Source organism: Hafnia alvei, from assembly GCF_964063325.1.
In the GTDB taxonomy this organism is placed as follows: domain Bacteria; phylum Pseudomonadota; class Gammaproteobacteria; order Enterobacterales; family Enterobacteriaceae; genus Hafnia; species Hafnia alvei_B.
The window spans coordinates 3,104,565-3,130,204 of record NZ_OZ061315.1 but is presented as its reverse complement, the minus strand read 5'-3'; the positions used below and the strand labels follow the sequence as shown (position 1 = coordinate 3,130,204).

General features: G+C 50.1%; 21 protein-coding genes. 16 read left to right on the top strand and 5 right to left on the bottom strand.

The genetic code is table 11. The features are described 5' to 3' along the window. Window positions 1-125: 125 nt before the first annotated feature. Both pta and ackA read right to left on the bottom strand, forming a co-directional pair. Window positions 126-2,279, bottom strand: a complete 2,154-nt coding sequence (gene pta, locus AB3Y96_RS14845; protein WP_072308470.1) for a phosphate acetyltransferase — start codon at window positions 2,277-2,279, stop codon at window positions 126-128. A 256-nt stretch (window positions 2,280-2,535) separates the two neighbouring features. After that, window positions 2,536-3,735, bottom strand: coding sequence for an acetate kinase (ackA, locus tag AB3Y96_RS14840; RefSeq protein WP_072308471.1), 1,200 nt, complete (start codon window positions 3,733-3,735; stop codon window positions 2,536-2,538). A 404-nt stretch (window positions 3,736-4,139) separates the two neighbouring features. On the opposite strand from ackA, the gene yfbV reads away from it, so the two are divergent. The 4 genes from yfbV to AB3Y96_RS14820 all read left to right on the top strand — a co-directional run bounded on the left by yfbV (window position 4,140) and on the right by AB3Y96_RS14820 (window position 8,005). After that, window positions 4,140-4,595 carry a terminus macrodomain insulation protein YfbV gene (gene yfbV, locus AB3Y96_RS14835; protein ID WP_025797871.1) on the top strand — a complete coding sequence of 152 codons (456 nt, stop codon included), beginning with the start codon at window positions 4,140-4,142 and terminating at the stop codon, window positions 4,593-4,595. 256 nt (window positions 4,596-4,851) lie between these two features. Continuing rightward, complete coding sequence (locus tag AB3Y96_RS14830) at window positions 4,852-5,346, top strand: YfbU family protein (RefSeq protein WP_072308472.1); 495 nt, start codon at window positions 4,852-4,854, stop codon at window positions 5,344-5,346. 15 nt (window positions 5,347-5,361) lie between these two features. Beyond that, complete coding sequence (locus AB3Y96_RS14825; RefSeq protein WP_367299567.1) at window positions 5,362-6,015, top strand: sugar phosphatase; 654 nt, start codon at window positions 5,362-5,364, stop codon at window positions 6,013-6,015. Window positions 6,016-6,172: 157 nt separating this feature from the next. Then, window positions 6,173-8,005, top strand: a complete 1,833-nt coding sequence (locus AB3Y96_RS14820; protein WP_367299566.1) for an SLC13 family permease — start codon at window positions 6,173-6,175, stop codon at window positions 8,003-8,005. Between the two features lie 614 nt (window positions 8,006-8,619). Here AB3Y96_RS14820 and yfbR read toward each other — a convergent pair. Further along, a complete protein-coding gene (yfbR, locus tag AB3Y96_RS14815) occupies window positions 8,620-9,225 on the bottom strand; it encodes a 5'-deoxynucleotidase (RefSeq protein WP_040046426.1) in 606 nt (201 codons plus the stop codon). A 114-nt stretch (window positions 9,226-9,339) separates the two neighbouring features. Continuing rightward, window positions 9,340-10,560 (bottom strand): pyridoxal phosphate-dependent aminotransferase, encoded by a 1,221-nt coding sequence (locus AB3Y96_RS14810; protein ID WP_367299565.1) that lies wholly within the window; start codon window positions 10,558-10,560, stop codon window positions 9,340-9,342. A 299-nt stretch (window positions 10,561-10,859) separates the two neighbouring features. On the opposite strand from AB3Y96_RS14810, the gene AB3Y96_RS14805 reads away from it, so the two are divergent. Both AB3Y96_RS14805 and AB3Y96_RS14800 read left to right on the top strand, forming a co-directional pair. Continuing rightward, window positions 10,860-11,450, top strand: coding sequence for a carboxymuconolactone decarboxylase family protein (locus AB3Y96_RS14805; RefSeq protein ID WP_367299564.1), 591 nt, complete (start codon window positions 10,860-10,862; stop codon window positions 11,448-11,450). Further along, window positions 11,443-12,063 (top strand): CDP-alcohol phosphatidyltransferase family protein, encoded by a 621-nt coding sequence (locus tag AB3Y96_RS14800; RefSeq protein WP_367299563.1) that lies wholly within the window; start codon window positions 11,443-11,445, stop codon window positions 12,061-12,063. Before AB3Y96_RS14805 ends, AB3Y96_RS14800 begins: the two co-directional genes overlap by 8 nt. Before the next feature lie 55 nt (window positions 12,064-12,118). Here the strand turns inward: AB3Y96_RS14800 and AB3Y96_RS14795 are convergent, their stop codons facing one another. Continuing rightward, window positions 12,119-13,429, bottom strand: a complete 1,311-nt coding sequence (locus AB3Y96_RS14795; RefSeq protein WP_367299562.1) for a rhodanese-like domain-containing protein — start codon at window positions 13,427-13,429, stop codon at window positions 12,119-12,121. A 212-nt stretch (window positions 13,430-13,641) separates the two neighbouring features. On the opposite strand from AB3Y96_RS14795, the gene AB3Y96_RS14790 reads away from it, so the two are divergent. The 10 genes from AB3Y96_RS14790 to nuoI all read left to right on the top strand — a co-directional run bounded on the left by AB3Y96_RS14790 (window position 13,642) and on the right by nuoI (window position 25,605). Further along, complete coding sequence (locus tag AB3Y96_RS14790) at window positions 13,642-14,268, top strand: TVP38/TMEM64 family protein (protein ID WP_367300328.1); 627 nt, start codon at window positions 13,642-13,644, stop codon at window positions 14,266-14,268. A gap of 364 nt (window positions 14,269-14,632) precedes the next feature. Further along, window positions 14,633-15,583 carry a LysR family transcriptional regulator gene (locus AB3Y96_RS14785; RefSeq protein WP_367299561.1) on the top strand — a complete coding sequence of 317 codons (951 nt, stop codon included), beginning with the start codon at window positions 14,633-14,635 and terminating at the stop codon, window positions 15,581-15,583. A gap of 674 nt (window positions 15,584-16,257) precedes the next feature. Further along, window positions 16,258-16,698 (top strand): NADH-quinone oxidoreductase subunit A, encoded by a 441-nt coding sequence (locus AB3Y96_RS14780; protein WP_072309854.1) that lies wholly within the window; start codon window positions 16,258-16,260, stop codon window positions 16,696-16,698. Window positions 16,699-16,746: 48 nt separating this feature from the next. Continuing rightward, window positions 16,747-17,421: an NADH-quinone oxidoreductase subunit B family protein gene (locus AB3Y96_RS14775; protein WP_004092613.1), complete on the top strand. Its 675-nt coding sequence runs from the start codon at window positions 16,747-16,749 to the stop codon at window positions 17,419-17,421. A 130-nt stretch (window positions 17,422-17,551) separates the two neighbouring features. Then, on the top strand, window positions 17,552-19,348 hold the full coding sequence (gene nuoC / locus AB3Y96_RS14770; protein ID WP_025797893.1) for an NADH-quinone oxidoreductase subunit C/D: 1,797 nt from the start codon (window positions 17,552-17,554) through the stop codon (window positions 19,346-19,348). Window positions 19,349-19,350: 2 nt separating this feature from the next. After that, window positions 19,351-19,851: an NADH-quinone oxidoreductase subunit NuoE gene (gene nuoE, locus AB3Y96_RS14765; RefSeq protein WP_004092610.1), complete on the top strand. Its 501-nt coding sequence runs from the start codon at window positions 19,351-19,353 to the stop codon at window positions 19,849-19,851. After that, window positions 19,848-21,209 (top strand): NADH-quinone oxidoreductase subunit NuoF, encoded by a 1,362-nt coding sequence (nuoF, locus tag AB3Y96_RS14760; RefSeq protein WP_025797895.1) that lies wholly within the window; start codon window positions 19,848-19,850, stop codon window positions 21,207-21,209. The genes nuoE and nuoF overlap by 4 nt, the downstream gene beginning before the upstream one ends. Window positions 21,210-21,322: 113 nt before the next feature. Beyond that, the gene (nuoG, locus tag AB3Y96_RS14755) at window positions 21,323-24,073 is read left to right on the top strand and encodes an NADH-quinone oxidoreductase subunit NuoG (protein ID WP_072309855.1); all 2,751 of its coding nucleotides are present in this window, start codon (window positions 21,323-21,325) and stop codon (window positions 24,071-24,073) included. Next, complete coding sequence (gene nuoH, locus AB3Y96_RS14750; protein WP_025797899.1) at window positions 24,070-25,047, top strand: NADH-quinone oxidoreductase subunit NuoH; 978 nt, start codon at window positions 24,070-24,072, stop codon at window positions 25,045-25,047. Before nuoG ends, nuoH begins: the two co-directional genes overlap by 4 nt. Before the next feature lie 15 nt (window positions 25,048-25,062). Continuing rightward, entirely contained in the window at window positions 25,063-25,605 is a 543-nt protein-coding gene (gene nuoI / locus AB3Y96_RS14745; protein WP_004092603.1) for an NADH-quinone oxidoreductase subunit NuoI, read from the top strand. Window positions 25,606-25,640: the final 35 nt, after the last annotated feature.

The following is a 25,640-nucleotide window of genomic DNA, read 5'->3' as shown; positions in this document are numbered from 1 at the left end:
TTGTTTGCATAATGAAAGAGCAATTAAATTTTAGGAATTTGTATTTTCAGGAGCAAGGTGCATATGAAGGGAATAGAAATAAAAAAGGCTCCCAATTAGGAGCCTTTTGAACGCGTAATCAGAGATTACTTAGCAGCATCGGCAGCTTGTGCAGCCTGAATCGCCGTCAGAGCAACGGTGTAGACGATATCGTCTACCAGCGCGCCACGGGACAGGTCGTTAACCGGCTTACGCATGCCTTGCAGCATTGGCCCGATAGAGACCAGGTCAGCAGAACGCTGTACCGCTTTGTAAGTGGTGTTACCGGTGTTCAGGTCTGGGAAGATGAACACGGTTGCTTTGCCTGCAACTGGGGAGTTAGGCGCTTTAGACTTAGCCACGTCAGCCATGATCGCCGCATCATACTGCAGCGGGCCATCGATGATCAGGTCAGGGCGTTTTTCCTGAGCCAGACGTGTTGCTTCGCGAACTTTCTCAACGTCGCTACCCGCACCAGAGTTACCGGTTGAGTAAGAGATCATGGCTACGCGAGGTTCGATACCGAATGCAGCGGCAGAGTCTGCAGACTGGATAGCGATTTCAGACAGCTGTTCTGCGGTTGGGTCTGGGTTGATCGCGCAGTCGCCATAAACCAGAACCTGATCAGGCAGCAGCATGAAGAACACAGAAGATACCAAAGAGCTGCCCGGTGCAGTTTTGATCAGCTGCAACGGTGGGCGAATGGTGTTAGCCGTGGTGTGAACCGCACCAGAAACCAAACCATCAACCTGGTTTTGTTCCAGCATCAGCGTGCCCAGAACAACGTTGTCTTCCAACTGTTCGCGAGCAACAACTTCGGTCATGCCTTTGCTTTTACGCAGTTCAACCAGACGTGGAACGTATTGCTCACGTACTACGTTTGGATCAACGATTTCGATGCCTTTACCCAGAACAACGCCCTGAGCCGCTGCAACGCGCTGGATTTCTTCTGGGTTACCCAGCAGGACACATTCAGCGATGCCGCGTTCAGCACAGATAGCCGCTGCTTTAACGGTACGTGGCTCGTCACCTTCTGGAAGAACAACGCGTTTGCATGCTTTACGCGCCAGCTCGGTCAGTTCGTAACGGAACGCCGGAGGAGACAGGCGACGTGAACGCTCAGAAGCCGCAGACAGGGAATCAATCCACTTGCTGTCAATGTGGCTTGCGACGTAGTTTTGCAGTTTCTCAACGCGCTGATGGTCGTCAGCAGGAACTTCCAGATTGAAGCTCTGCAGGCTCAGCGAGGTTTGCCACGTGTTGGTGTCCACCATGAAGACTGGCAGGCCGGTCTGGAATGCACGTTCGCACAGCTTAGCGATGCGCTCGTCCATATCGTAACCGCCGGTCAGCAGGATCGCGCCGATTTCCACGCCGTTCATTGCAGCCAGACAAGCGGCAACCAGAACGTCAGGACGGTCAGCGGAAGTCACCAGCAGTGAACCCGGACGGAAATGTTCCAGCATGTGAGGAATGCTGCGTGCGCAGAAGGTCACAGACTTGATACGACGCGTTTTGATGTCGCCTTCATTCACGATACGTGCTTTCAGGTGATTCGCCATATCGATTGCACGCGTGGCAATCAGTTCGAAGCTCCATGGCACACAGCCCAGAACTGGCAGTGGGCTATTAGCAACCAGCTGTGCAGTATCCAGATTGGCAATGCTTGCTTTGTTGGAATCATCGAAGATTTCAGACAGGTCTGGGCGAGTACGGCCCTGATCGTCAACCGGTGCATTCAGCTTGTTGATGATAACGCCGGTGATATTTTTGTTTTTGCTGCCACCGAAGCTAGAACGAGCCAGTTCGATACGCTCTTTAACCTGAGAAGCGGAGTCGTTGCCCAGCGCCATAACGAAGACGATTTCAGCGTTCAGGGTTTTGGCGATTTCGTAGTTCAACGCGTTAGCAAACTGGTGCTTACGGGTTGGAACCAGGCCTTCAACCAGAACAACTTCTGCGTCTTTGGTATTTTCGTGGTAACGAGCAACGATTTCTTCCATCAACACGTCCTGCTGGTTAGAGCTCAGCAGCGTTTCAACGTGAGACATGCGCAGCGGTTCAGCGGCAGGAATAGAAGAGTTAGCGCGGATAATGGTGGTGGTCTGATCTAAAGAATCGCCGCCGGTGCGTGGCTGTGCGATAGGTTTGAAGACGCTCAGACGAACACCTTTTTGCTCCATAGAGCGAATGACACCCAAGCTAACGCTGGTCAGGCCAACGCTGGTGCTGGTGGGGATCAGCATAATTGTACGTGACACGATAAAACCTCTTTACGGTTGTTCAACAGGCCGAACGAACGACGGTTGGTACAGCGCGGTGAACTTGGTCGGATAGTTTATCCCCGTCGCCTTTCAAGATGCAGGGGTGTTGGCTGCACTCATTCACCCGAATCACTTACTTATGTAAGCTCATCGGGATTCATTCGATTGCCGCCTTCCTGCATCATGAAATACTTGGGTATATAAGCCGTTTAAATAACACCGCCAGCCTTGGCTGACGGTGTTGAGATGCGTCTTATGCAGTCAGACGAGAGGCGTCTTGTGCAATAACCAACTCTTCGTTGGTTGGGATAACCACGGCCAGACGGCTGCCATCTTTAGTGATGGTGCCAGATTTGCCGAAGCGTGCAGCCAGGTTGCGTTCGTGATCGATTTCGAAGCCCAGCAGACCCAGTTTGTCCAGAGTCAGTTCACGTACCATCGCTGCGTTTTCACCGATGCCGCCGGTAAATACGACTGCGTCCAGACGACCGTCCATCAGCGCAGTGTAAGCACCGATGTATTTAGCCAGACGGTGGCAGAATACGTCCATTGCGCGCTTAGCGTCAGCTTTGGTTTCGTAGTTATCTTCAACATAACGGCAGTCGCTGGTGACTTCGGTCAGACCCAACAGGCCAGATTCTTTGGTCAGCAGTTTGTTGATTTGCTCAACGCTCATACCCAGAGAGTCATGCAGGTGGAAGATGATAGCTGGGTCGATATCGCCAGAGCGAGTCCCCATTACCAGACCTTCCAGCGGAGTCAGACCCATAGAGGTGTCAACACATTTACCGTTACGAACCGCAGTAACAGAACCACCGTTGCCCAGATGGCAAGTGATCACGTTCAGTTCTTCAACTGGCTTGTTCAGCATTTTCGCTGCTTCTTGGCTAACGAAGAAGTGGCTGGTGCCGTGTGCGCCATAGCGACGTACACCGTGGTCTTTGTACAGGCTGTACGGCAGGGCGTACAGGTAAGACTCTTCCGGCATAGTGGTATGGAAAGCAGTATCAAATACAGCAACGTTTTTGTCTTTCAGGTTAGGGAAAGATTTGTACGCTTCAGCGATACCGATCAGGTGCGCAGGGTTGTGCAGAGGCGCAAACGGGATCGCATCTTTAATACCTTGCAGTACTTCATCAGTAATCAGCGCTGATTCAGTAAATTTCTCGCCGCCGTGCACGATACGGTGACCGATAGCGGTCAAAGATGCAGACAGTTCAGGCTTCTGTGCCAGAATAGTATTAACGATGAAGTTCAGGGCTTCGCTATGAGCAGCGCCAGCGCCTAAGGCTTCTTCGTGCTTAGCGCCGTCCATTTTCCATTTAATACGGGCTTCAGGCAGGCTGAAACATTCTGCTAAACCAGACAGGTGTTCTTCACCGTTGGCTGCGTTGATGATAGCGAATTTCAGTGATGAACTGCCGCAGTTAAGAACCAGTACCAGCTTCGACATGGAAGTACCTACTTGTTATGCGTGGTTAGAAATTGAGTCAATCAGACATTAAGCGTAGCGTAATATGTCGTCGACATTTATGATTAACATCATGCGTAGTGTTAATTCGTCATGATGAAGAACATCGCATTAAAAAACCGCGGTGCTCAAAAAAGCATTGCGTTGCCGGCAAGGTTTTCGCCAGACGCTGTCAGATTGTACAGGGTCTTAATGCTGAAAACTTAGCTTTAAGAAGCAGTCGTTAATGAAACACTTTATTAACGTTGTTTTTGCTTCTACAGGCCTCAAGGCCGCGCTAGGATACCGATTGCGGATGCCAAAAACAAAATAAATTTAAGACCGCTAAGTATACGTTGTGATTTTACACTGTTTTTTGATTTTTTATAAATGAAGTTGAGGTTCCTATGACATCTAAGCCAACCGGCCACGTAGGGTGGTTCCAGATTTTTCAACGCGGCCAGACATATATGAAGACGTGGCCGAGTGATAAACGCTTGGCACCGATGTTTCCTGAAAATCGTATTGCGAAGGTGACGCGCTTTGCCGTGCGCTTCATGCCGCCGATCGCCATTTTTACGTTAACTTGGCAGATTGCGTTGGGCGGCCAGCTTGGCCCTGCGATTGCCACGGCGCTGTTTGCCTGCAGTTTGCCGATGCAAGGGCTTTGGTGGTTAGGTAAACGTTCTGTGACGCCGTTGCCGCCAACCTTATTGCAGTGGTTTCATGAAATTCGCGCCAAGCTGGTGGAAGCAGGAAAAGCACAGGCTCCGGTGGAAGGAACGCCAACCTATCAGTCACTGGCCGATGTTTTGCAGCGCGCATTTAAACAGCTAGATAAAACGTTTTTGGATGATATTTAAACGATGGAGGCGTGTGTTTTTGCTCGTTTGAGTTATCGATTTGTAGCAAAAACACACTTCTTTTGCTAAAAAAATACCCAGCTAGCAATTTACAGCAGTTTCTCATTCATGAAACCCCGTTCCAAATCAAAAAAGTGATGTTCAGCACTATTTAGAATGTCAGGCTTATGCCATGCTGCGAAACATACAGTTCACCTTTTACATGACTTGACCCCGGCCTAGGTTCGACCTTCGCCGCTCGATGAGGATATCAAAGATGGAAATGACTAACGCGCAACGCCTGATTCTTTCTAACCAATACAAGATGATGACCATGATGGATCCGGATAACGCCGAGCGTTATCGTCGTTTACAAACCATCATCGAACGCGGTTTTGGTCTGCAGATGCGCGAACTCGATCGTGATTTTGGCGAGCTGAGCGAAGATACCTGTCGCACGATTATCAATATTATGGAAATGCACCATGCACTGCAGGTGTCTTTCAATAATTTAAAAGAAAAACAAGATATTGAGCCTCGTCGTCTTGAGTTCTTGGGCTTTGATGCGGCAACGGAATCGCGCTATCTCAGCTATGTGCGCTTTATGGTGGGTACTGAAGGGCGTTACACTCACTTCGATTCAGGTACGCATGGATTCAATGCCCAGACCAAAATGTGGGATAAATACCAGCGTATGCTGTCAATCTGGCAATCATGCCCGCGCCAGTATCATCTGAGCGCAGTGGAGATTGCACAAATTATTAACGCGTAAAACAGAGGAATGCCTGTGAAGTGCAAAGGTTTTTTGTTTGATTTGGATGGAACACTGGTGGATTCGCTGCCGGTCGTTGAACGCTCGTGGGTAAACTGGGCGAAACGTCAGGGCGTGGACCCACAGGAGGTTCTGGATTTTATCCACGGCAAACAAGCCATCACCTCGCTGCGGCATTTTATGTCTTGTGAGAGCGAAGATCGTATTCAACAAGAATATGATTGGTTGGAAGAAATTGAATCACGCGATACGGATGGTGTTACCGCGTTGCCCGGGGCGAAAGCGTTGCTGGATCGCTTAGATGAGCTCAACATTCCATGGGCGATCGTCACATCAGGATCGATTCCCGTGGCCTACGCCCGCCGCGCTGCAGGCCAGCTGCCAAAGCCGGATGTGTTTATCACGGCGGAGCAGGTTGCTCGCGGTAAACCTGAGCCTGATGCTTATCTACTGGGTGCGCAAAAACTGGGTCTGGCGGTGAGTGATTGCGTGGTTGTTGAAGACGCCGCGGCAGGGATCCTTTCTGGGCTGTCGGCGGGCTGTCAGGTGATCGCGGTTAATGCACCTCAGGATGCACCTAAGCTGGATTTGGTCGATCTCAACCTGACTTCGCTAACGCAAATAGGCGTTGAGAAGGAAGGGGATTACGTGGTAATCCATGCGTTATAAAGAGTAATTGATCTAAATATGATTAAGCCCCGTGATTACGGGGCTTTTTTTATGGCATTCTTAAGCTGTTTCTATCCCATGCCATCGGTATTGCAGTCCATCAATGCGGCCTCTGGCGTACAAAGTTTACCGGAGTAAATTCACAAAGGGAGATGTCGTGAACGGCGAATTATTGTGGGTTTTGACGTTATTGCTGATTGCCATTGTTCTTTTTGCTACCAACAAGTTACGCATGGATGTCGTAGCATTGCTGATCATTATTGCCTTTGTGCTCAGTGGAGCACTGTCACTGAGTGAGGCAACCGCCGGATTTAGCGATCCCAACGTTATTTTGATTGCTGCATTATTCGTTATTGGTGACGGCCTTGTTCGCACCGGTGTTGCCTATCAGGTTGGCGATTGGCTGGTGAAGGTCGCGGGCGATAGCGAAGCTAAAATGCTCGTTTTGCTGATGATCACCGTCGCGGCATTGGGGGCGGTGATGAGCTCGACGGGGGTGGTGGCCATATTCATTCCGGTGGTGCTCAGCGTGGCCGCACGGATGAAAATATCACCGGCACGTTTATTGATGCCCCTGAGTTTTGCTGGACTGATTAGCGGCATGATGACGCTGGTTGCGACGCCGCCAAACATGATCGTCAGCAGTGAATTAGTTCGTGAAGGATTTCATGGCTTAAGCTTCTTTAGCGTGACTCCGGTGGGGATTATCGTTTTGCTGATGGGCGTGGGCTACATGCTGGTGGCGAGAAATTGGCTGGCGAGTGGCAAGGACGACAACGATAAAGACAGCTGGAAACGCCGTACCTTCCGCGATCTTATTCGTGATTACAAACTCACAGGGCGAGCTCGTCGTTTGGCTTTGCGCAGTGGTTCACCGCTCATCGGCCATACGCTAGATGAGCTGCATTTGCGTAGCCGCTATGGCGCTAACGTGGTGGGAATTGAGCGCTGGCGTAAATTCCGTCGCGTGATGGTGAGTGCGATCGGTAATACCGAGCTGAAAGATCGTGATGTGTTGCTGATTGATATGTCAGATTCAGAAGTGGATTTACGCGAATTTTGTGCCGAACAGATGCTTGAGCCTATGGTACTGCGCGGCGAGTATTTTTCTGAGCAGGCACGTGACGTTGGCATGGCTGAAGTCACGATTGTGCCGGATTCCGATCTGATTGGAAAAACGCTGAGTGAAATGGCGTTCCGTACTCGCTATGGGCTTAATGTTGTCGGTATCCGCCGCGATGGCGTGCCGATGGAAGGTAAATTGGTGAATGACCCCCTCCAGCTGGGTGACATTCTACTGGTTATTGGTAATTGGAAGCAGATACGCCAGCTCCAGCTTCAACCTCGCGATTTCATTGTGTTGCATCTTCCGGCAGAAGTAGATGACGTCGCTCCGGCGATAAGTCAGGCGCCGCACGCGTTATTTTGTCTGGCGTTGATGATTGCCATGATGTTGACGGATGAAGTGCCTAACGCCATTGCTGCGCTGATTGCCTGCATGTTAATGGGCAAATTCCGCTGCATTGATATGGAAAGCGCCTATAAATCTATCCACTGGCCAAGCCTGATACTGATCGTGGGAATGCTGCCGTTTGCTTTGGCTTTACAAAAAACCGGCGGCATTACGCTGGCGGTTGATGTGCTGATGGATTTAGTCGGCGGCATGGGGCCAAGGATTGTGCTGTTGAGCCTGTTTGTATTCTGCGCGGTGACGGGGCTGTTTATTTCCAACACGGCAACCGCGGTGCTGATGGCACCGATAGCCATTGCAACGGCCCATGCTATGCATCTTTCGCCATATCCGTTTGCCATGATCGTGGCTATATCCGCGTCGGCAGCGTTTATGACACCGGTATCTTCACCGGTGAATACGCTAGTGATGGGGCCGGGGAATTACAGCTTTGGTGATTTCGTCAAAATTGGGGTGCCGTTCACTATCTTGGTGATGATTGCCAGCGTGATTGTGGTGCCGTGGTTGTTTCCGTTTTGATGGGGAATTTTGTATGCATAAGGTGTTGAGTTAATCTCTTACTTAGATGCAGTGCATATTACGTCCGCCTAAAATACCGAGTCTTGCATATACATCGTGCAGGCGTCCGTGTTAGGGGGCCAATCACCGCCCCCTAACAACCCGGCTTGGCACCCCCTTCCAGCCCGCTACGCGGGTTCCCTCATTTCATCATTTCGGTCTTAACGGAACGAACGGCAATCGCCATCCTGGCTCCTCCGTTCTTTCGCCTACATCCCTGTAGGCGAATCCTAACCTGCATGATTCACTCGGCTGTCCGGTAACGTGCCGGAAAAGGTCAACCCCAAAAGACAAAAGACAAAAGACAAAAGACAAAAACTTTATCTGTTTTTTAGTTTAAGTCGTGGCATTTAGAGCAGTGAAAACAGGATGTTTTCACGAGGGGAGGAGGCGCCAGGGATGGCGCATGCCGACCCGGCGCGGAGATGGCGTCTCGGATAAAAGCGCGAGGATTGAAGGGGCGCGCGCTGGCGCCCCTCATCGGTCGCCTTCGATTTAGCTATATGTGATAGCTGTTATTGATAGGCGAACGAAACTTTACACCAAGGCCGCATAAACACTTGGCAAATGAATTCCTACATCACCTCATCCTGACTAATCTCATCCAGCGACAGGCTAAAACTCGGAATAAAGACTTCCATAAAGTATTCCATCTCAGGGCTTGAGCGCATATCCAATGTTTTTTCTAAGCGTGCTTTGGCCAGCTTAAATTCATTATTACCGGCTGATAGTTCTTCCAAACATTTGAGATAGGCGCACAGGGCATCAGCCTGTTTAACGACTAACTTCTCATCTTCGGTGTAGTAGTGTTCATCCAGCAATGGGCGGAAATCGTTTTGTAACTCCGGTGGCAGCATTTCGATCAGTTTTTGCTGCGCGACTTTCTCAATTTTTTTGTATTCGTGCGCAATTTGCGGATTGTAGTATTTGATAGGCGTAGGCATATCGCCTGTCAGCACTTCGCTTGCATCGTGGTACATCGCCAGCAGCGCCACGCGTTCAGGATTAACATTGCCATTGAACTTGCGATTTTTAATGATGGCGAGGGCGTGAGCGACAAACGCGACCTGCAAACTATGTTCAGAGACGTTCTCGGTGCGAACGTTGCGCATCAGCGGCCAGCGGCTAATCAGTTTTAATCGGGACAGATGGGCAAAAAAGTGGCTTTGATTCTGGCTCATAACGCTCTCTCAATAAAACAGGTAGTGGAAAGACGAAGTCTATTGTGGGCGGTGATGGGGGAGGATGCAAATAAGAAACGGCACCAGAAGGTGCCGTTATGTCATGCGAAAAAATCAATATTTCTGATGGTAGCCAGAGAAGAAACGGCCCAGTTTGTGGATAGCCATATCTAAGTCATCTACGCGTGGCAGCGTGACGATTCGGAAGTGGTCCGGCTCAGGCCAGTTAAAAGCAGTACCTTGAACTAATAGCACTTTCTCTTGTAGCAACAGGTCGAGAACCATCTTTTGATCGTCGTGAACGTTGAAGCGCTTAGCATCGATTTTTGGGAACATATACAGCGCGCCGCGTGGTTTCACGCAGGATACGCCAGGGATTTCGTTAATCAGTTCCCAAGCACGGTTACGCTGTTCATACAAACGGCCGCCCGGTTGGATAAACTCATTGATGCTCTGGTAGCCGCCGATAGCGGTTTGAATTGCATGTTGCATCGGAACGTTAGCGCATAAACGCATCGACGCCAGCATTTCCAGACCTTCAATGTAGCCTTTAGCATGCTTTTTCGGTCCACTCAGAACCATCCAACCCTGACGGAATCCCGCCACGCGGTAGGTTTTGGATAAACCATTAAAGGTGACAACCAGCAGGTCAGGTGCCAATGAGGCAATAGATATGTGTTCAGCATCGTCATATAAGATCTTGTCGTAGATCTCATCGGCGAAGATGATCAGGTTGTTTTCACGCGCGATGGTGACAATCTCTTCCAACAACTCTTTGCTGTAGACCGCACCGGTTGGGTTATTCGGGTTGATAATCACGATACCACGCGTGCGCGGGGTAATTTTGCTGCGGATGTCGTTCAGATCGGGGAACCAGTCGGCTTCTTCGTCACAGCGATAGTGCACGGCGTTGCCGCCTGATAACGAAACAGCGGCGGTCCATAATGGGTAATCTGGAGCGGGGACCAGCATTTCGTCATCGCTGTTGAGCAGTGCTTGCATCGACTGCACGATCAGTTCAGAAACACCGTTACCAATATAGATATCTTCTACGGTAACATCATGGATATCACGCGCTTGATAGTGCTGCATGATCGCTTTACGCGCGGAATATAGCCCCTTGGAATCACAGTAGCCCTGAGCCGTTGGCAGATTGCGAATGACGTCCACCAGAATCTCATCAGGCGCTTCAAAACCGAACGGTGCCGGGTTGCCGATGTTTAATTTCAGGACTTTATTGCCTTCTTCTTCGAGTCGTTTTGCTTCTTTCAACACCGGCCCACGAATGTCATAGCAGACGTGATCTAGCTTGCGGGATTTTTCAATAGGGGACATAAAACAGCAGCCTTTATAATACGTAGCCAGAATAAAATTCGGCATTGCGCGTGGAAATGCGTGTCCATACGAGTAGAACACTGCGATGTAAAATAATGTACTCCCCGTAGCAGGGGTTTTGAAGGGTACAGGCTGTTTTTGGTGCAAAACGTTAGCTTATCCGTTAGTCATAACCGATAACGCGTAATAATGACTTGTTAGTTAGCGTTTAAAACTTAACAATAAAGAAAATGCAGTGAAAAATTCCATGAAAAATCACTGGGGTTGTAAAAATAACGCCACATAACAGGAGATGTTGGGTGAAAAATAACGATAACCAACCGTGGATCTCACCGCTGAAAAAAATCCCTACGGTCTTAACGCCTATCGTTCGAGCACAAGAGAAACATTATGGGCAAATTTTGAACCCTACACGCTGGTGGGGGCGGTTTCCTTTTCTGTTCTGGCTGGTGGCTTTTTTCGTCGGCTTTTTGGAAAGAAGAGGCTCAGGGGTTTCACCTACGCTACGAGCGTTGGTGATGACGCGTGTATCCCAGCAGTGTGATTGTGCTTTTTGCATTGATGCTAACAGCTTGAGATTGGCCGAGCGCAGCGGCTCGCTAGATAAAGTAATGTCAGTTCAGAATTGGCAGGCAGCGGATTGTTTCGATGAGCAGGAGCGTGCAGCATTAGCGTATGCAGATGGTATGACGGCGACGCCTCCGCGAATTGATGATGGCCTGAAAGCTCAGCTGAAATCTCATTTCAATGAAAAAGCGATCACCGAACTTACGGCGCTGATTGCGTTTCAGAATTTATCAGCGCGCTTTAATGCCGCGCTGGATATTCCTTCTCAGGGGCTTTGCGTGCCTGAAACTGCGGTAAAACGTAAGGGAGCACCACGTGTTTGACCGTTACTTACACCCTCGGGTTAAACCACTGCTTAATCAGATTGTAATTCATCTCGATCGTCCAGCGATCACGCCGGATCGAATAAGCCTCGGCGGATTCGTCGTTGGCGTTTTGGCTCTGCCTTTTTTGGCGATGCAGTGGTATTACGCTGCTTTAATTGCCATTGTGATTAACCGGCTATGTGATGGGCTAGATGGCGCTTTGGCGCGCAGAAGGGGCCTATCAGACGCGGGGGGCTTTTTAGATATAGCGCTGGATTTCTTGTTCTATGCACTGGTTCCGTTTGGCTTCGTGCTGGCCTCACCCGAGCTGAATGCGGTTGCGGGAGCATGGCTATTATTTGCCTTTATCGGCACCGGCAGCAGTTTTTTAGCTTTTGCGGCGGTGGCGGATAAGTATCAATTAGAAAATTTAGATTACCCGCATAAATCATTCTATTACCTTGGCGGGCTCACCGAGGGCGCGGAAACCATATTGGTGTTTATTCTTTTTTGTCTGTTCCCTGCTTATTTTCCGCTGATGGCGTGGGTGTTTGGTGGCCTGTGCTGGTTTACAACCCTTACGCGTGTTTGGGGGGGATATAAGACGTTGAAGAGAGTGGAGAAGGTTTAGGTTTCATCCTGATAGCCCCATCCTCTGTATTAGGGACGGGGCTACGTTTTAGTGATTACTTCCAGCTACTATCTGGACCACGCTCTCCGGTGGCCACGGGATTCTTAGGATTTGCGCTCCATTCATACCAGCCGCCATCGTAAACGCTGATGGAAGGCCAGCCCATTGCACGGGCATACATGAAGGTTTCTGATGCTCTCCAGCCGGTACCGCAGTAGAAAGAAACGTGTTGATCCGGCGTGATATGCCACTCTTTCCACATCGCAGCAATATCATCTGCTGAGCGCATGGTGCCGTCTGGGTTATGGAAATCTTCCATATGCGTGGAGTCGCTGCCTGCATGTCCCCAACGCGCGCCCGCAATTTCGCCTTTTGGCTTGATGTAGCTGTAACCGCTGGTTTCACCGGTAAATTCAGGCCATGAACGAATGCTGACTAAAGAAGCATCTTTACGATTTAATAACCCACGCGCTTGCTCTTCATTCAGCATGATCTGAGGCTGTCCAGGGATGGCTGCGCCAAAGTCTGGCGCTGGTTTTGCCTCTTTCGGCAGGCCGCGTTCGACCGGTAATCCCGCCGCTGACCAAGTCTGCCAACCGCCATCCAGTAAGCGAACGTCTTTGACTCCCGCATACAGTAGGATCTGCGCCACACGGGCGGCGGCATAGACGTCGCGGCCATATAGGATCACGGTGGTATCGTGTTTGATGCCCTGTTTGGCCATCAGCGCTTTTAGTTTGTCATCAGACACTTTATTCCATAGCGGTTCACTTTCGACGTCATTGGTATCGATGTAGCCCGCGTTGGGAATATGGCTGATGAGGTATTTTTTAGGTGCGCCCCATGCAGCTTCAATCACTTTCCATTCACCGGCAGGTTTGGCGGCAACGGCTTTTCCCTGCTGAAGATCGTAAATCCACTGTGGATAGACTAATTGTTCAAAGTGCGGCATGCGCTGTAAGCGCTTAGGCTGGGCTAATGCATCGCTGAGCAGCGTGACATCGGCATAGCCGAGTTTAGCTAAACGTGTTTGTACCGCAGCCGTTTGTGCTGCAGTCCCGTAAAGAGCCACTTTACGGTCAGGAGTGATCTGGTGCTGAGTTGCCCACTGCTGTAACTGCTGATCGTTCATTACGTCTAACCAGCCAGCCGAGAGATTTACCGCCTGAGCTTCATGGCCGGAGGTGCCGTTAATGCTCTGCGGCCAGCCGTTGTAGAATGCGCTAGGGCGAGTATCAACAACCGCACCTTTTTGGGATTGGACATCGGCCAGCGTGGTTTGAGTCATGGGTGTGGTGGCAGCGTTTGCCACTTGTAGCCAGCCGAGCAAAAGCGCCGAAGTGGCTAACTGGGAAGAGAGTTTCATTAAGGTTCCTAACAAATAAACGGGAGAAGTCTATTTTGGCGGAACATTTTGTCGTGTTCTTTGTGCGAACGCACAATGTTTTACATTATTGCGTAGGCGATAATATAAATTCGCTGTTCTATTAGTAGTTTAACTAATGAGGAAATGAAGTCGCCATGTTTAAGCGCCGCCAGAGGAATGTCGTCATTTTATTGTGTCTGATAGTGGCCGCTATGATGTGGTTTGAACCTGTACGTCACCAACTGAAAGTGCTATGGGTGCTTTTTTCATCATTGGATGTGAATGCGATGATGGAATATTTACGCAGTTTCGGGCCATGGGCCATGGGCGTCTCATTTTTGTTAATGATTTTTCAGGCGATTGCTGCACCATTACCGGCTTTTTTGATCACGTTTGCGAACGCAGCTCTGTTCGGCTGGTGGCAAGGCGCTTTGCTGTCATGGTGTAGTTCAATGGTTGCCGCATGGTTATGCTTTGTGCTTGCGCGATGGTTGGGCCGAGACACTATCGAAAAATTTGTCTCTGAAAAGGCCTTAGACAGTAGCGATCGTTTTTTTGAACGTTATGGCAAACACACCATCTTGATTTGCCGCCTGTTACCGTTCATCTCGTTTGACATTATTAGCTATGCAGCGGGGTTAACCTCAATTAAAGTAAGGACATTCCTAATAGCCACTGGAATAGGGCAGCTACCTGCAACCCTCGTTTACTCTTATGTTGGAGGGATGCTTACGGGAGGTTTACAGTGGTTTATCACAGGGCTATTAATTATGTTTTCTTTGAGTATTCTGATTTTTGCTTTAAAAAAGAAAAAACTCTCTCAAGGAAACAACAGCTAAGCTTAATGAAACCGGTCTCTGTTATTTTTATTACATTAGAATTATTAATTTATTTATTACTGGTGGCAGATAACCACAAGAAAAATAAAACTACTGCCATTATAAAGCTATTGTAAAACAATCTTTTAGTTGATTGATGGTCGAGTATCTGACCTAATTAATAAGAGACACTCAACAATGCAAATCTTTTTGCGTATTTTATGCTTTAAATTTGTTTTTAAGCCATAATTAAACTTGCTGAAAATTTTAATTAAGTATTTTCAGTTGTTGCTAACAGCAATGAGGGGAGGGTGCCGTTTATCTAGGTAGTAATACGTTTTAAATACCAGGGTTTATAGTCGCTGACTAATAATGAGAAATAGATATGATAAACACACATCGTCCTACGATTAACTTAGATTTAGATTTGCTGCGAACGTTTGTAGCTGTCGCCGATGTGAAGACTTTTGCTGCAGCAGCCATTGTGGTGCAAAGAACACAATCTGCGGTGAGCCAGCAAATGCAACGTTTGGAGCAACTGGTGGGCAAAGAACTTTTTGCTCGCCATGGGCGAAACAAACAACTGACGGAACACGGAGTACAGCTATTAGGTTATGCGCGTAAAATTTTACGCTTTAATGATGAAGCCTGTAGTTCATTGATTTACAACCATCTACAGGGTTCACTGATTATCGGTGCAACTGATGATACTGCCGATAGTATCCTGCCATTTCTTCTAAGTCGCTTTACTAGTTTGTACCCCAAACTGGAAATAGACGTTAGGGTCAAGCGCAGTCCAGACATGAGGCAATTACTCAAAGACAGAGAAATAGATCTAGCTATTACCACGATGGGGTTCGATGAGTTTTCTTATGAAACCTTAAGACGCTCTCCGACCGTATGGTTTTGTGCCACGGATTACGACTTTCAACCCAACGAACCGGTGCCATTGGTTGTACTGGATGAACCAAGTCCTTTCCGAGCGCTTGCCATTAAGCACCTCAATGAGGCGGGAATTCCATGGCGTATTGCCTATGTGGCTTCCACGCTTTCAGCGGTACGCGCCGCAGTGAAAGCAGGTTTAGGCGTAACCGCACGCCCTATTGAGATGATGAGCCCGGAATTACGCGTTCTTGGTTTGTCTGAGCGTCTACCTAAGTTACCTGAAACTGAGTATGCGCTTTGCTTAGCACCGAGCTGTACTAATGAGCTAGCTACAATATTGTTCAGTTCATTAAAAGCAGGTTCCGACCCTTATATTGAGGGAGGTGCAGGCGTGACGGTACAGACTGAACAGGAGGGCTCTGTTTCAAGCGGACCAGAAGATGTGGCTTGAAATTGAGATCTCTTCGCTCATCTGAGCTTAATTTCACACACCGGCAGAAGTGCATAAAAATGCCGGTGTGTGACTATTCTTCTTTTGACAAATAAATTTAACATCTCTCAGCCAACGATACCTATCCCGCATTACTGAACCGATTCCGCTTTGCCATCAATTAGTTAAATGAAAACCATTCTCACTAAATGGGGTCTGTGCAAAATACGCACAATTTTTGTTAAGCAATCTTCCGGCCATGCCTTCCTGAATGAATATTCATTTGTCTGCTTATCATTGTTAATGTGATCTGCGTCATAAAAATGCCCGAGATACCCACGATGAAGAACGGGTAATACCTAAGAAAATGGTATAGTGGCTACCAAACATTCACTTTTGTTTACATAATCGACACGTTACTGATGCAACTTGCAAACCTTATTAAGGATGTTAATACGTCGTGCAGACGCATCAAATGTTAAGTAAAATGTGGTGTTGTAAATTAATGTGTTGTTACCTTTGTCAAAGTTGACAAAAGGTTATAGAAAGGAGTAAAAAGCCCACAGTAAAACTCTGTTTAATCATTAAAAACAGGTGTTTTCTTGTGGTCCTTTTCCTTCCCTTAGTCGTTGTGGTGCACCTGCATTTCTTCAATGCAGCGAGACGCATCACGTTTGATGAGTAAGCATAAGAGTATGTCAACAGCCACTGAAGTAATCGCTCATCACTGGGCATTCGCCGTATTTATCATCATCGCACTCGGGCTATGTGGGGTTATGCTTCTTGGAGCATATGCACTCGGTGGGAGAGCACGCGCGCGCTCGAAAAATACGCCTTATGAATCCGGTATCGACTCAGTAGGTTCGGCGCGTTTGCGTCTGTCTGCTAAGTTTTATCTGGTCGCCATGTTCTTCGTCATCTTTGATGTGGAAGCCTTGTATCTATATGCATGGTCTGTCTCCATCCGGGAGAGTGGATGGGTTGGCTTTATCGAAGCGGCAATTTTCATTTTGGTGCTGTTAGCAGGCCTGTTCTATTTGGTGCGTATTGGCGCGCTTGATTGGACGCCGGCTCGTTCCAAGCGCCGTGTAGAGCACGAAAGTACCGTTACGAATACCGATAGCCGCCCGCAGTAAGTCTGGCCTATTAGTCACCATTTATAGAGAAAGAATTGAGGCATAAAGATGGATTATACGCTCACCCGCATCGATCCGGACGGTGAGAACGACCGTTACCCCCTGCAAAAACAGGAGATCGTAACCGATCCTCTGGAACAACATGTTCACCGCAGTGTTTACATGGGCAAACTCGAAAATGCCCTGCATGACATGGTGAACTGGGGGCGTAAAAACTCGCTTTGGCCGTATAACTTCGGCCTTTCTTGTTGTTATGTGGAGATGGTGACGTCATTCACTGCGGTGCATGACGTTGCGCGTTTTGGTGCGGAAGTACTGCGTGCTTCACCGCGTCAGGCCGACTTTATGGTGGTTGCAGGAACCTGTTTCACCAAAATGGCACCGGTCATCCAGCGTCTTTATGACCAAATGCTGGAGCCAAAATGGGTGATCTCAATGGGTTCCTGTGCGAACTCCGGCGGCATGTACGACATCTATTCTGTGGTGCAGGGCGTGGACAAATTTATTCCGGTTGATGTGTATATCCCGGGATGTCCGCCGCGTCCAGAAGCCTATATGCAGGCATTGATGCTGTTGCAGGAATCTATCGGTAAAGAACGCCGCCCATTATCGTGGGTTGTCGGCGATCAAGGTGTTTACCGTGCCAACATGCCATCAGAAAAAGAACGTAAGCGTGCTGAACGCATTGCAGTAACCAATCTGCGTTCACCAGACGAAATTTAATTTGCGCCTTGTGCAGTCTACTGAAGATGTGAGCGTCAGAAGATGGATTGCAGTTTTGAGTAGCGAATGATTTAGCCCGTTAGTTTGCTGGTTTCCCAGCAAGTAAAGTAAAAGCGTGGTGATAAAAATTATGACAGATTCGACGACGCAAGATCTGAATTTGCCTGCCTGGCAAACCCGCGATCATCTCGATGATCCGGTGATCGGTGAATTGCGCAACCGTTTTGGGCCCGATGCCTTTACCGTTCAGCCCACCCGCACCGGAATGCCTGTTGTTTGGGTGAAGCGTGAGCAATTACTGGAAGTTATGACCTTCCTGAAGAAACTGCCTAAGCCGTATGTCATGCTGTTTGACTTACACGGCATGGACGAGCGCCTGCGTACTCATCGTCAGGGCTTGCCAGAAGCAGATTTCTCGGTCTTCTACCACATCATCTCTATTGAACGAAATCGCGACATCATGCTCAAGGTGGCATTGTCTGAAAAAGACATGCACCTACCGACCGTGACCAAGATTTTCCCTAACGCCAACTGGTATGAGCGTGAAACCTGGGAAATGTTCGGTATGACTTTTGATGGCCATCCTCATTTGACGCGCATTATGATGCCGCAATCTTGGGAAGGTCATCCGCTGCGTAAAGATTACCCAGCGCGTGCAACAGAATTTGATCCGTTTGAACTGACCAAACAGAAACAAGATCTGGAAATGGAGTCGTTAACCTTCAAACCTGAAGATTGGGGAATGAAGCGCAGCACTGAAAACGAAGACTTTATGTTCCTGAACTTGGGGCCTAACCACCCATCTTCTCACGGTGCGTTCCGCATCGTGCTGCAGTTGGACGGTGAAGAGATTGTCGACTGTGTGCCAGACGTGGGCTATCACCACCGTGGCGCAGAGAAGATGGGCGAACGTCAGTCATGGCACAGCTATATTCCGTATACCGACCGTATTGAATACCTCGGCGGGTGCGTGAATGAAATGCCTTACGTGCTTGCGGTTGAAAAACTGGCGGGTATCGAAGTGCCAGAACGCGTGAAAGTGATCCGCGTTATGCTGTCTGAACTGTTCCGTATCAACAGCCATCTGCTGTATATCTCTACCTTTATTCAAGACGTTGGCGCAATGACGCCGGTATTCTTCGCCTTCACCGACCGTCAGAAAGTGTATGACGTGGTTGAAGCGATTACCGGTTTCCGTATGCACCCAGCATGGTTCCGTATCGGCGGTGTCGCACACGATCTGCCACGTGGTTGGGAACGCTTGCTGCGCGACTTCCTTGACTGGATGCCAAAACGTCTAGATTCATACGTGAAAGCCGCACTAAAAAACACCATCCTGAAAGGGCGTTCTGTCGGCGTTGCTGCTTACAATTCCAAAGAAGCATTGGATTGGGGCGTAACGGGCGCAGGTTTGCGTGCGACGGGTATTGAGTTTGACGTGCGTAAATGGCGTCCATATTCAGGCTACGAAAACTTTGATTTTGAAGTGCCTGTCGGCCACAACGGTGACTGCTATGACCGTGTGATGCTGAAGGTGGAAGAGCTTCGTCAGAGTCTGCGTATTCTTGAGCAGTGCTACAAAAACATGCCGGAAGGTCCGTTTAAAGCCGACCATCCACTGACCACGCCGCCGCCAAAAGAGCGTACGCTGCAGCATATCGAAACCCTGATCACCCACTTCCTACAAGTGTCGTGGGGGCCGGTTATGCCTGCAAACGAATCGTTCCAGATGGTCGAAGCGACCAAAGGGATCAACAGCTACTATCTGACCAGTGACGGCAGCACCATGAGCTACCGTACGCGCATTCGTACTCCGAGCTATGCGCACCTGCAACAGATCCCAGCGGTAATTCGTGGCAGCCTGGTATCCGACCTGATCGTATACCTCGGCAGTATTGATTTCGTTATGTCAGATGTGGACCGCTAATCATGTCAGATCAATCTTTAGCTAAAGAAGAGGTTTTCGTGCTCAGCGATAGCGCCCGTGAGGCCATCGAGCATGAAAAACATCACTATGAAGATCCGCGCGCCGCGTCGATTGAAGCACTGAAAATTGTGCAAAAAGAACACGGTTGGGTTCCCGATGGCGCGATTTATGCCATTGCCGAAGTGCTGGATATTCCTGCCGCCGACGTGGAAGGTGTGGCCACATTTTACAGCCAGATCTTCCGTCAGCCGGTAGGGCGCCACATTATTCGCTATTGCGATAGCGTGGTGTGCCATATCAATGGGTATCAAGGTATTCAGGCCGCGCTGGAGCGCAAGCTGAACATCAAACCGGGTCAAACCACGTTTGATGGACGCTTTACGCTGCTGCCAACCTGTTGTCTGGGTAACTGCGACAAGGGGCCGAATATGATGATCGATGAAGATACTCATGCTCACCTGACGCCGGAGAACGTCGTCGAATTGTTGGAGCAGTATAAATGACAATTCCTTCAGCTTTAGTTCCAACACGTTCAGCGGAAAGCCATCCGCTGACGTGGCGTTTACGCGATGACCGCCAGCCAGTGTGGCTGGATGAATATCGCAGTAAAAGTGGCTATCAGGGTGCTGAAAAAGCGCTCAAAGGCATGGCTCAGGATGAAGTCGTTAATCTGGTTAAAGACGCTGGCTTGAAAGGGCGCGGCGGTGCAGGTTTCTCCACCGGTTTGAAGTGGAGCCTGATGCCAAAAGATGAATCCATGAACATCCGTTACCTGCTGTGTAACGCCGATGAAATGGAGCCAGGTACCTACAAAGATCGTCTGCTGATGGAACAGATGCCGCACCTGCTGGTGGAAGGCATGCTGATCGCGGCGTTCGCGTTGAAATCCTACCGTGGTTATATCTTCCTGCGCGGAGAATATGTTGAAGCTGCGGTAAACCTGCGTAAAGCGATTGAAGAGGCCAAAGCGGCTGGCCTGCTGGGTAAAAATATCCTCGGCAGCGGCTTTGACTTCGAACTGTTTGTGCATACCGGTGCGGGTCGTTATATCTGCGGTGAAGAAACCGCATTGATTAACTCGCTGGAAGGTCGTCGTGCAAACCCACGTTCAAAACCGCCATTCCCTGCAAGCTCAGGGGTATGGGGTAAACCAACGTGCGTCAACAACGTTGAAACTCTGTGTAACGTACCTGCAATTATCGAGCACGGCGTAGACTGGTACAAAGGTCTGTCTGCCGGTAAGAGCGAAGATGCGGGTACTAAACTCATGGGCTTCTCCGGCCGTGTGAAGAATCCAGGCCTGTGGGAACTGCCGTTTGGCACCACCGCACGCGAGATTCTGGAAGATTACGCCGGTGGTATGCGCGATGGTTTAACGCTCAAAGCGTGGCAGCCAGGCGGGGCAGGGACTGACTTCCTGACCGGCGATCATCTGGATCTGCCAATGGACTTTGCCAGCATTGGTAAAGCGGGTAGCCGTTTAGGTACCGCGTTGGCAATGGCCGTGGATAACGAAATTGGCATGGTGCCATTGGTACGCAACCTAGAAGAATTCTTCGCTCGCGAATCCTGCGGCTGGTGTACACCATGCCGTGATGGTTTGCCGTGGAGCGTAAAAATCCTGCGTGCCCTTGAGCGTGGTGAAGGTCAACCGGGCGATATTGAGACGCTAGAACAGCTGTGCCGTCATTTAGGCCCAGGTAAAACGTTCTGCGCGCATGCGCCAGGTGCGGTTGAGCCACTGCAAAGCGCCATTAAATATTTCCGCGAAGAGTTTGAAGCAGGTATTGCCGCGAAAGATTACGGCAACTTGAATGCCATTAAGGGCATTCAGCCAAACCTGCTGAAATCGCGCTGGTAATTTTAGCCCCACCCCAATCTGCTCGATAGACGGCAGGTTTGCTCCTCCCTCTGCGAAGAGGGAGGTTGGGAGGGGGTTTAGGGTCAAAGTTTTCTTATTTTGGAAGCATGCTAATGGCTACAATTCATGTAGACGGCAAAGAGTATGAAGTTAACGGGGCGGAGAACCTGCTACAGGCATGTCTCTCTCTCGGACTTGATATTCCTTACTTTTGCTGGCACCCGGCGCTGGGCAGCGTCGGTGCTTGCCGCCAGTGTGCGGTTAAGCAATACCAGAACGCGGAAGATACCCGCGGTCGTCTGGTAATGTCATGTATGACACCCGCGCAGGATGGAACCTTTATTTCCATCGATGATGCAGAAGCGAAAACGTTCCGTGAGAGCGTAGTGGAATGGTTAATGACTAACCATCCGCATGACTGTCCTGTGTGTGAAGAGGGCGGTAACTGCCATCTGCAAGATATGACGGTGATGACCGGTCATAGCTTCCGTCGCTATCGCTTCACCAAACGTACTCACAACAATCAGGAACTGGGGCCGTTTATTTCTCATGAAATGAACCGCTGCATCGCCTGTTACCGCTGTGTGCGTTACTACAAAGATTACGCTGATGGCACCGATTTCGGTGTGTATGGCGCGCACGACAACGTCTACTTTGGTCGCCCAGAAAGCGGCACGCTGGAGAGTGAATTCTCCGGTAACTTGGTCGAAGTGTGCCCAACCGGCGTATTCACCGATAAAACGCACTCCGAGCGTTATAACCGTAAATGGGACATGCAGTTTGCCCCAAGCATCTGCCAGCAGTGCAGCGTGGGTTGTAACACCAGTCCGGGCGAGCGCTACGGTGAAATTCGTCGTATCGAAAACCGTTTTAACGGCACCGTTAACCATTACTTCCTGTGTGACCGTGGCCGTTTCGGCTATGGCTATGTCAACCTGAAAGATCGTCCTCGCCAGCCGCAACAGCGTCGTGGTAACGACTGGATCCACCTGAATGCCGATCAGGCCATGCAGGGTGCGGCGGATCTGCTGCGTCAGGCGAAGAAAACCATCGGTATCGGCTCTCCGCGTGCCAGCCTCGAAAGCAACTATGCGCTACGTGAACTGGTAGGCGCGGAAAACTTCTACAGCGGCGTTGAAGCGGGTGAATTGAGCCGTTTGAATCTGATGCAAAAAATCCTGCGCGAGGGCGGTATCTATACCCCAGCTCTGCGTGAGATGGAAAGCTACGATGCGGTGCTGATCCTCGGTGAAGACGTGACCCAAACCGCTGCGCGTATCGCGTTAGCGCTGCGTCAGGCCGTGAAAGGCAAAGCGCGTGCGATGGCAGCGGCTCAGCGTGTGGCAGACTGGCAGATTGCGGCGATTCAAAACATTGGCCAACGTGCCAAGTATCCGCTGTTCATGACCAGCATTGACGACACTCGTTTGGATGATATTGCTGCGTTGAACTATCGCGCACCGGTCGCCGAACAAGCACGTTTAGGCTTCGCTGTGGCTCATGCGTTGGATAACTCAGCCCCTGCGGTTGAAGGTTTATCAGACGACGTGCGCAAGCAGGTTGAGGTGATCGTTCAGGCATTGGCTGGAGCGAAAAAACCGCTGATCGTAACGGGCAGCAATGCCGGTTACACACCGCTGATTGAAGCGGCAGCGAACGTTGCTAAAGCGTTGAAAGCGCGCGATCTGGATGTCGGTATCACCTTTATTGCCGCCGAAGCGAACAGCATGGGTCTGGCAATGATGAATGCACCGTCGATTGACGATGCGCTGGTTGAGCTGGAACAGGGCAACGCTGATGCCGTTGTGGTGTTGGAAAACGATCTTTATCGCCATGCGCCAGCCGCGCGTGTTGATGCCGCTTTGGCGAAAGCCCAAAGCCTGATCGTGGTCGATCATCAACGCACAGAAATCATGGATAAAGCCGATCTGGTGCTCTCTGCGGCAAGCTTTGCCGAAAGTGATGGCACCTTGGTTAACCAAGAAGGTCGCGCACAGCGCTTCTTCCAGGTTTACGATCCGGCTTATTACGACGATCCGAAGAAAAATACGCCGTCCATTATGTTGGAAAGCTGGCGTTGGTTGCATTCCCTGCACACCACCGTCGAAAGCCGCCATATCGACTGGACGCAGCTGGATCAAGTGATTGAATCTTGTGTGAAAGCCTACCCACAGCTGCAAGGCATCGTGGACGCGGCACCGGACGCAAGCTTCCGTATCAAAGGTCAGAAACTGGCTCGTGAACCGCACCGTTATAGTGGCCGCACCGCAATGCGCGCCAACATTAGCGTGCATGAACCGCGCCAGCCGCAGGACAAAGACACCGCGTTTGCGTTCTCAATGGAAGGGTACAGTGGTCCATTGGAAGATCGTCAGCAGATCCCATTTGCTTGGGCTCCGGGCTGGAACTCACCGCAGGCATGGAACAAATTCCAAGCCGAAGTCGGTGGGCATCTGCGCCACGGCGATCCGGGCGTGCGTTTAATCGCGGCCGGTGAAGGCTCATTGGCTTACTTCGACGCGGTACCTGCTGCCTATCAGAATGCGGGTTGGGTAGTTGCTCCTTACTACCATCTGTTTGGTAGCGACGAGATGACTCAGCGTGCACCGGTTATCCAAACCCGTATGCCAGAAGCGTACGTGATGGTAAATCCGGCGGATGCGGCGCAGTTGGGCGTGAACAGTGGAACGGTTCTGGAGCTGACTGTTGCAGAACAGAAACTGACGCTGCCAGTGCGCTTAAGCGATAATTTGCAGTCAGGTCAAATCGGTCTGCCTCTGGGTCTGCCAGGGATCTCTCCGGTGCTGAACGGAAGCAAAATTGACGCTATTCAGGAAACGAAAGTGCGGGAGGCAGCATTATGAGTTGGCTAACGCCAGACGTGATCGACATCATTCTCACCGTGCTTAAAGCGGTGGTGATTTTGCTGGTGGTGGTCACCTGTGGGGCATTTATGAGCTTCGGCGAACGTCGTTTGCTCGGCCTGTTCCAGAACCGTTATGGACCAAACCGTGTTGGCTGGGGCGGCTCGCTCCAGCTGGTTGCGGATATGGTCAAAATGTTCTTCAAAGAAGACTGGGTTCCACGCTTCTCCGATCGCCTGATCTTTACCTTGGCGCCGATGATTGCGTTCTCCTCTCTGTTGCTGGCTTTCGCAATTGTGCCTGTAAGCCCAACGTGGATGGGGGCCGATCTGAACATCGGTATTCTGTTCTTCTTGATGATGGCAGGTCTTGCGGTTTACGCCGTGCTGTTTGCCGGTTGGTCGAGCAACAACAAATACTCCTTGCTGGGTGCGATGCGTGCTTCTGCGCAGACGCTGAGCTATGAAGTGTTCCTCGGCCTTTCGGTGATGGGCGTGGTTGCGCAGGCTGACTCCTTCAACATGCAGGCTATCGTTGAATCACAGTCTCACCTGTGGAACGTCATCCCGCAGTTCTTTGGATTCCTGACCTTTATTATTGCCGGTGTTGCGGTATGTCACCGTCATCCATTTGACCAACCGGAAGCCGAGCAAGAACTGGCCGACGGTTACCACATTGAATATTCCGGGATGAAATTCGGTCTGTTCTTCGTGGGGGAATATATCGGGATCGTCACCGTATCAGCGCTGATTGTAACGCTGTTCTTCGGAGGCTGGCAGGGACCATTCCTGCCGCCGGTTATCTGGTTTGCAATCAAGACTGCCTTCTTCATGGTGATGTTTATTCTGGTGCGTGCGTCACTGCCGCGTCCTCGCTATGACCAGGTGATGTCATTCGGCTGGAAAATTTGCCTGCCGTTGACGCTGTTGAACCTGTTGGCGACCGCCGCCGTGATTTTGTATAACGCTCAATAAGGGGTGAATGTAACCATGACATTGAAAGAGTTAGTGGTTGGTTTCGGCACCCAAGTGCGCAGCCTGTGGATGATTGGCTTGCATGCGTTTGCTAAGCGCGAAACCCAAATGTATCCGGAAGAGCCGGTATATCTGCCGCCTCGTTACCGTGGTCGTATCGTGTTAACCCGCGATCCCGACGGTGAAGAGCGCTGCGTTGCCTGTAACCTGTGTGCCGTTGCCTGTCCGGTTGGCTGTATTTCTTTGCAGAAAGCAGAAACCAAAGATGGTCGCTGGTATCCAGAGTTTTTCCGCATCAACTTCTCTCGCTGCATCTTCTGTGGTCTGTGTGAAGAAGCGTGTCCAACGACCGCTATTCAGCTAACGCCAGATTTTGAACTGGGTGAGTTTAAGCGTCAGGATTTGGTATACGAAAAAGAAGATCTTCTGATCTCGGGCCCGGGTAAATATCCGGAATATAACTTCTATCGTATGGCCGGTATGGCTATCGACGGCAAAGCGAAAGGCGAAGCCGAAAACGAAGCGAAGCCGATTGATGTTAAAGGTCTGCTGCCGTAGAACCTGTTTACTATCGTCATGAGCGAAACTCAGAC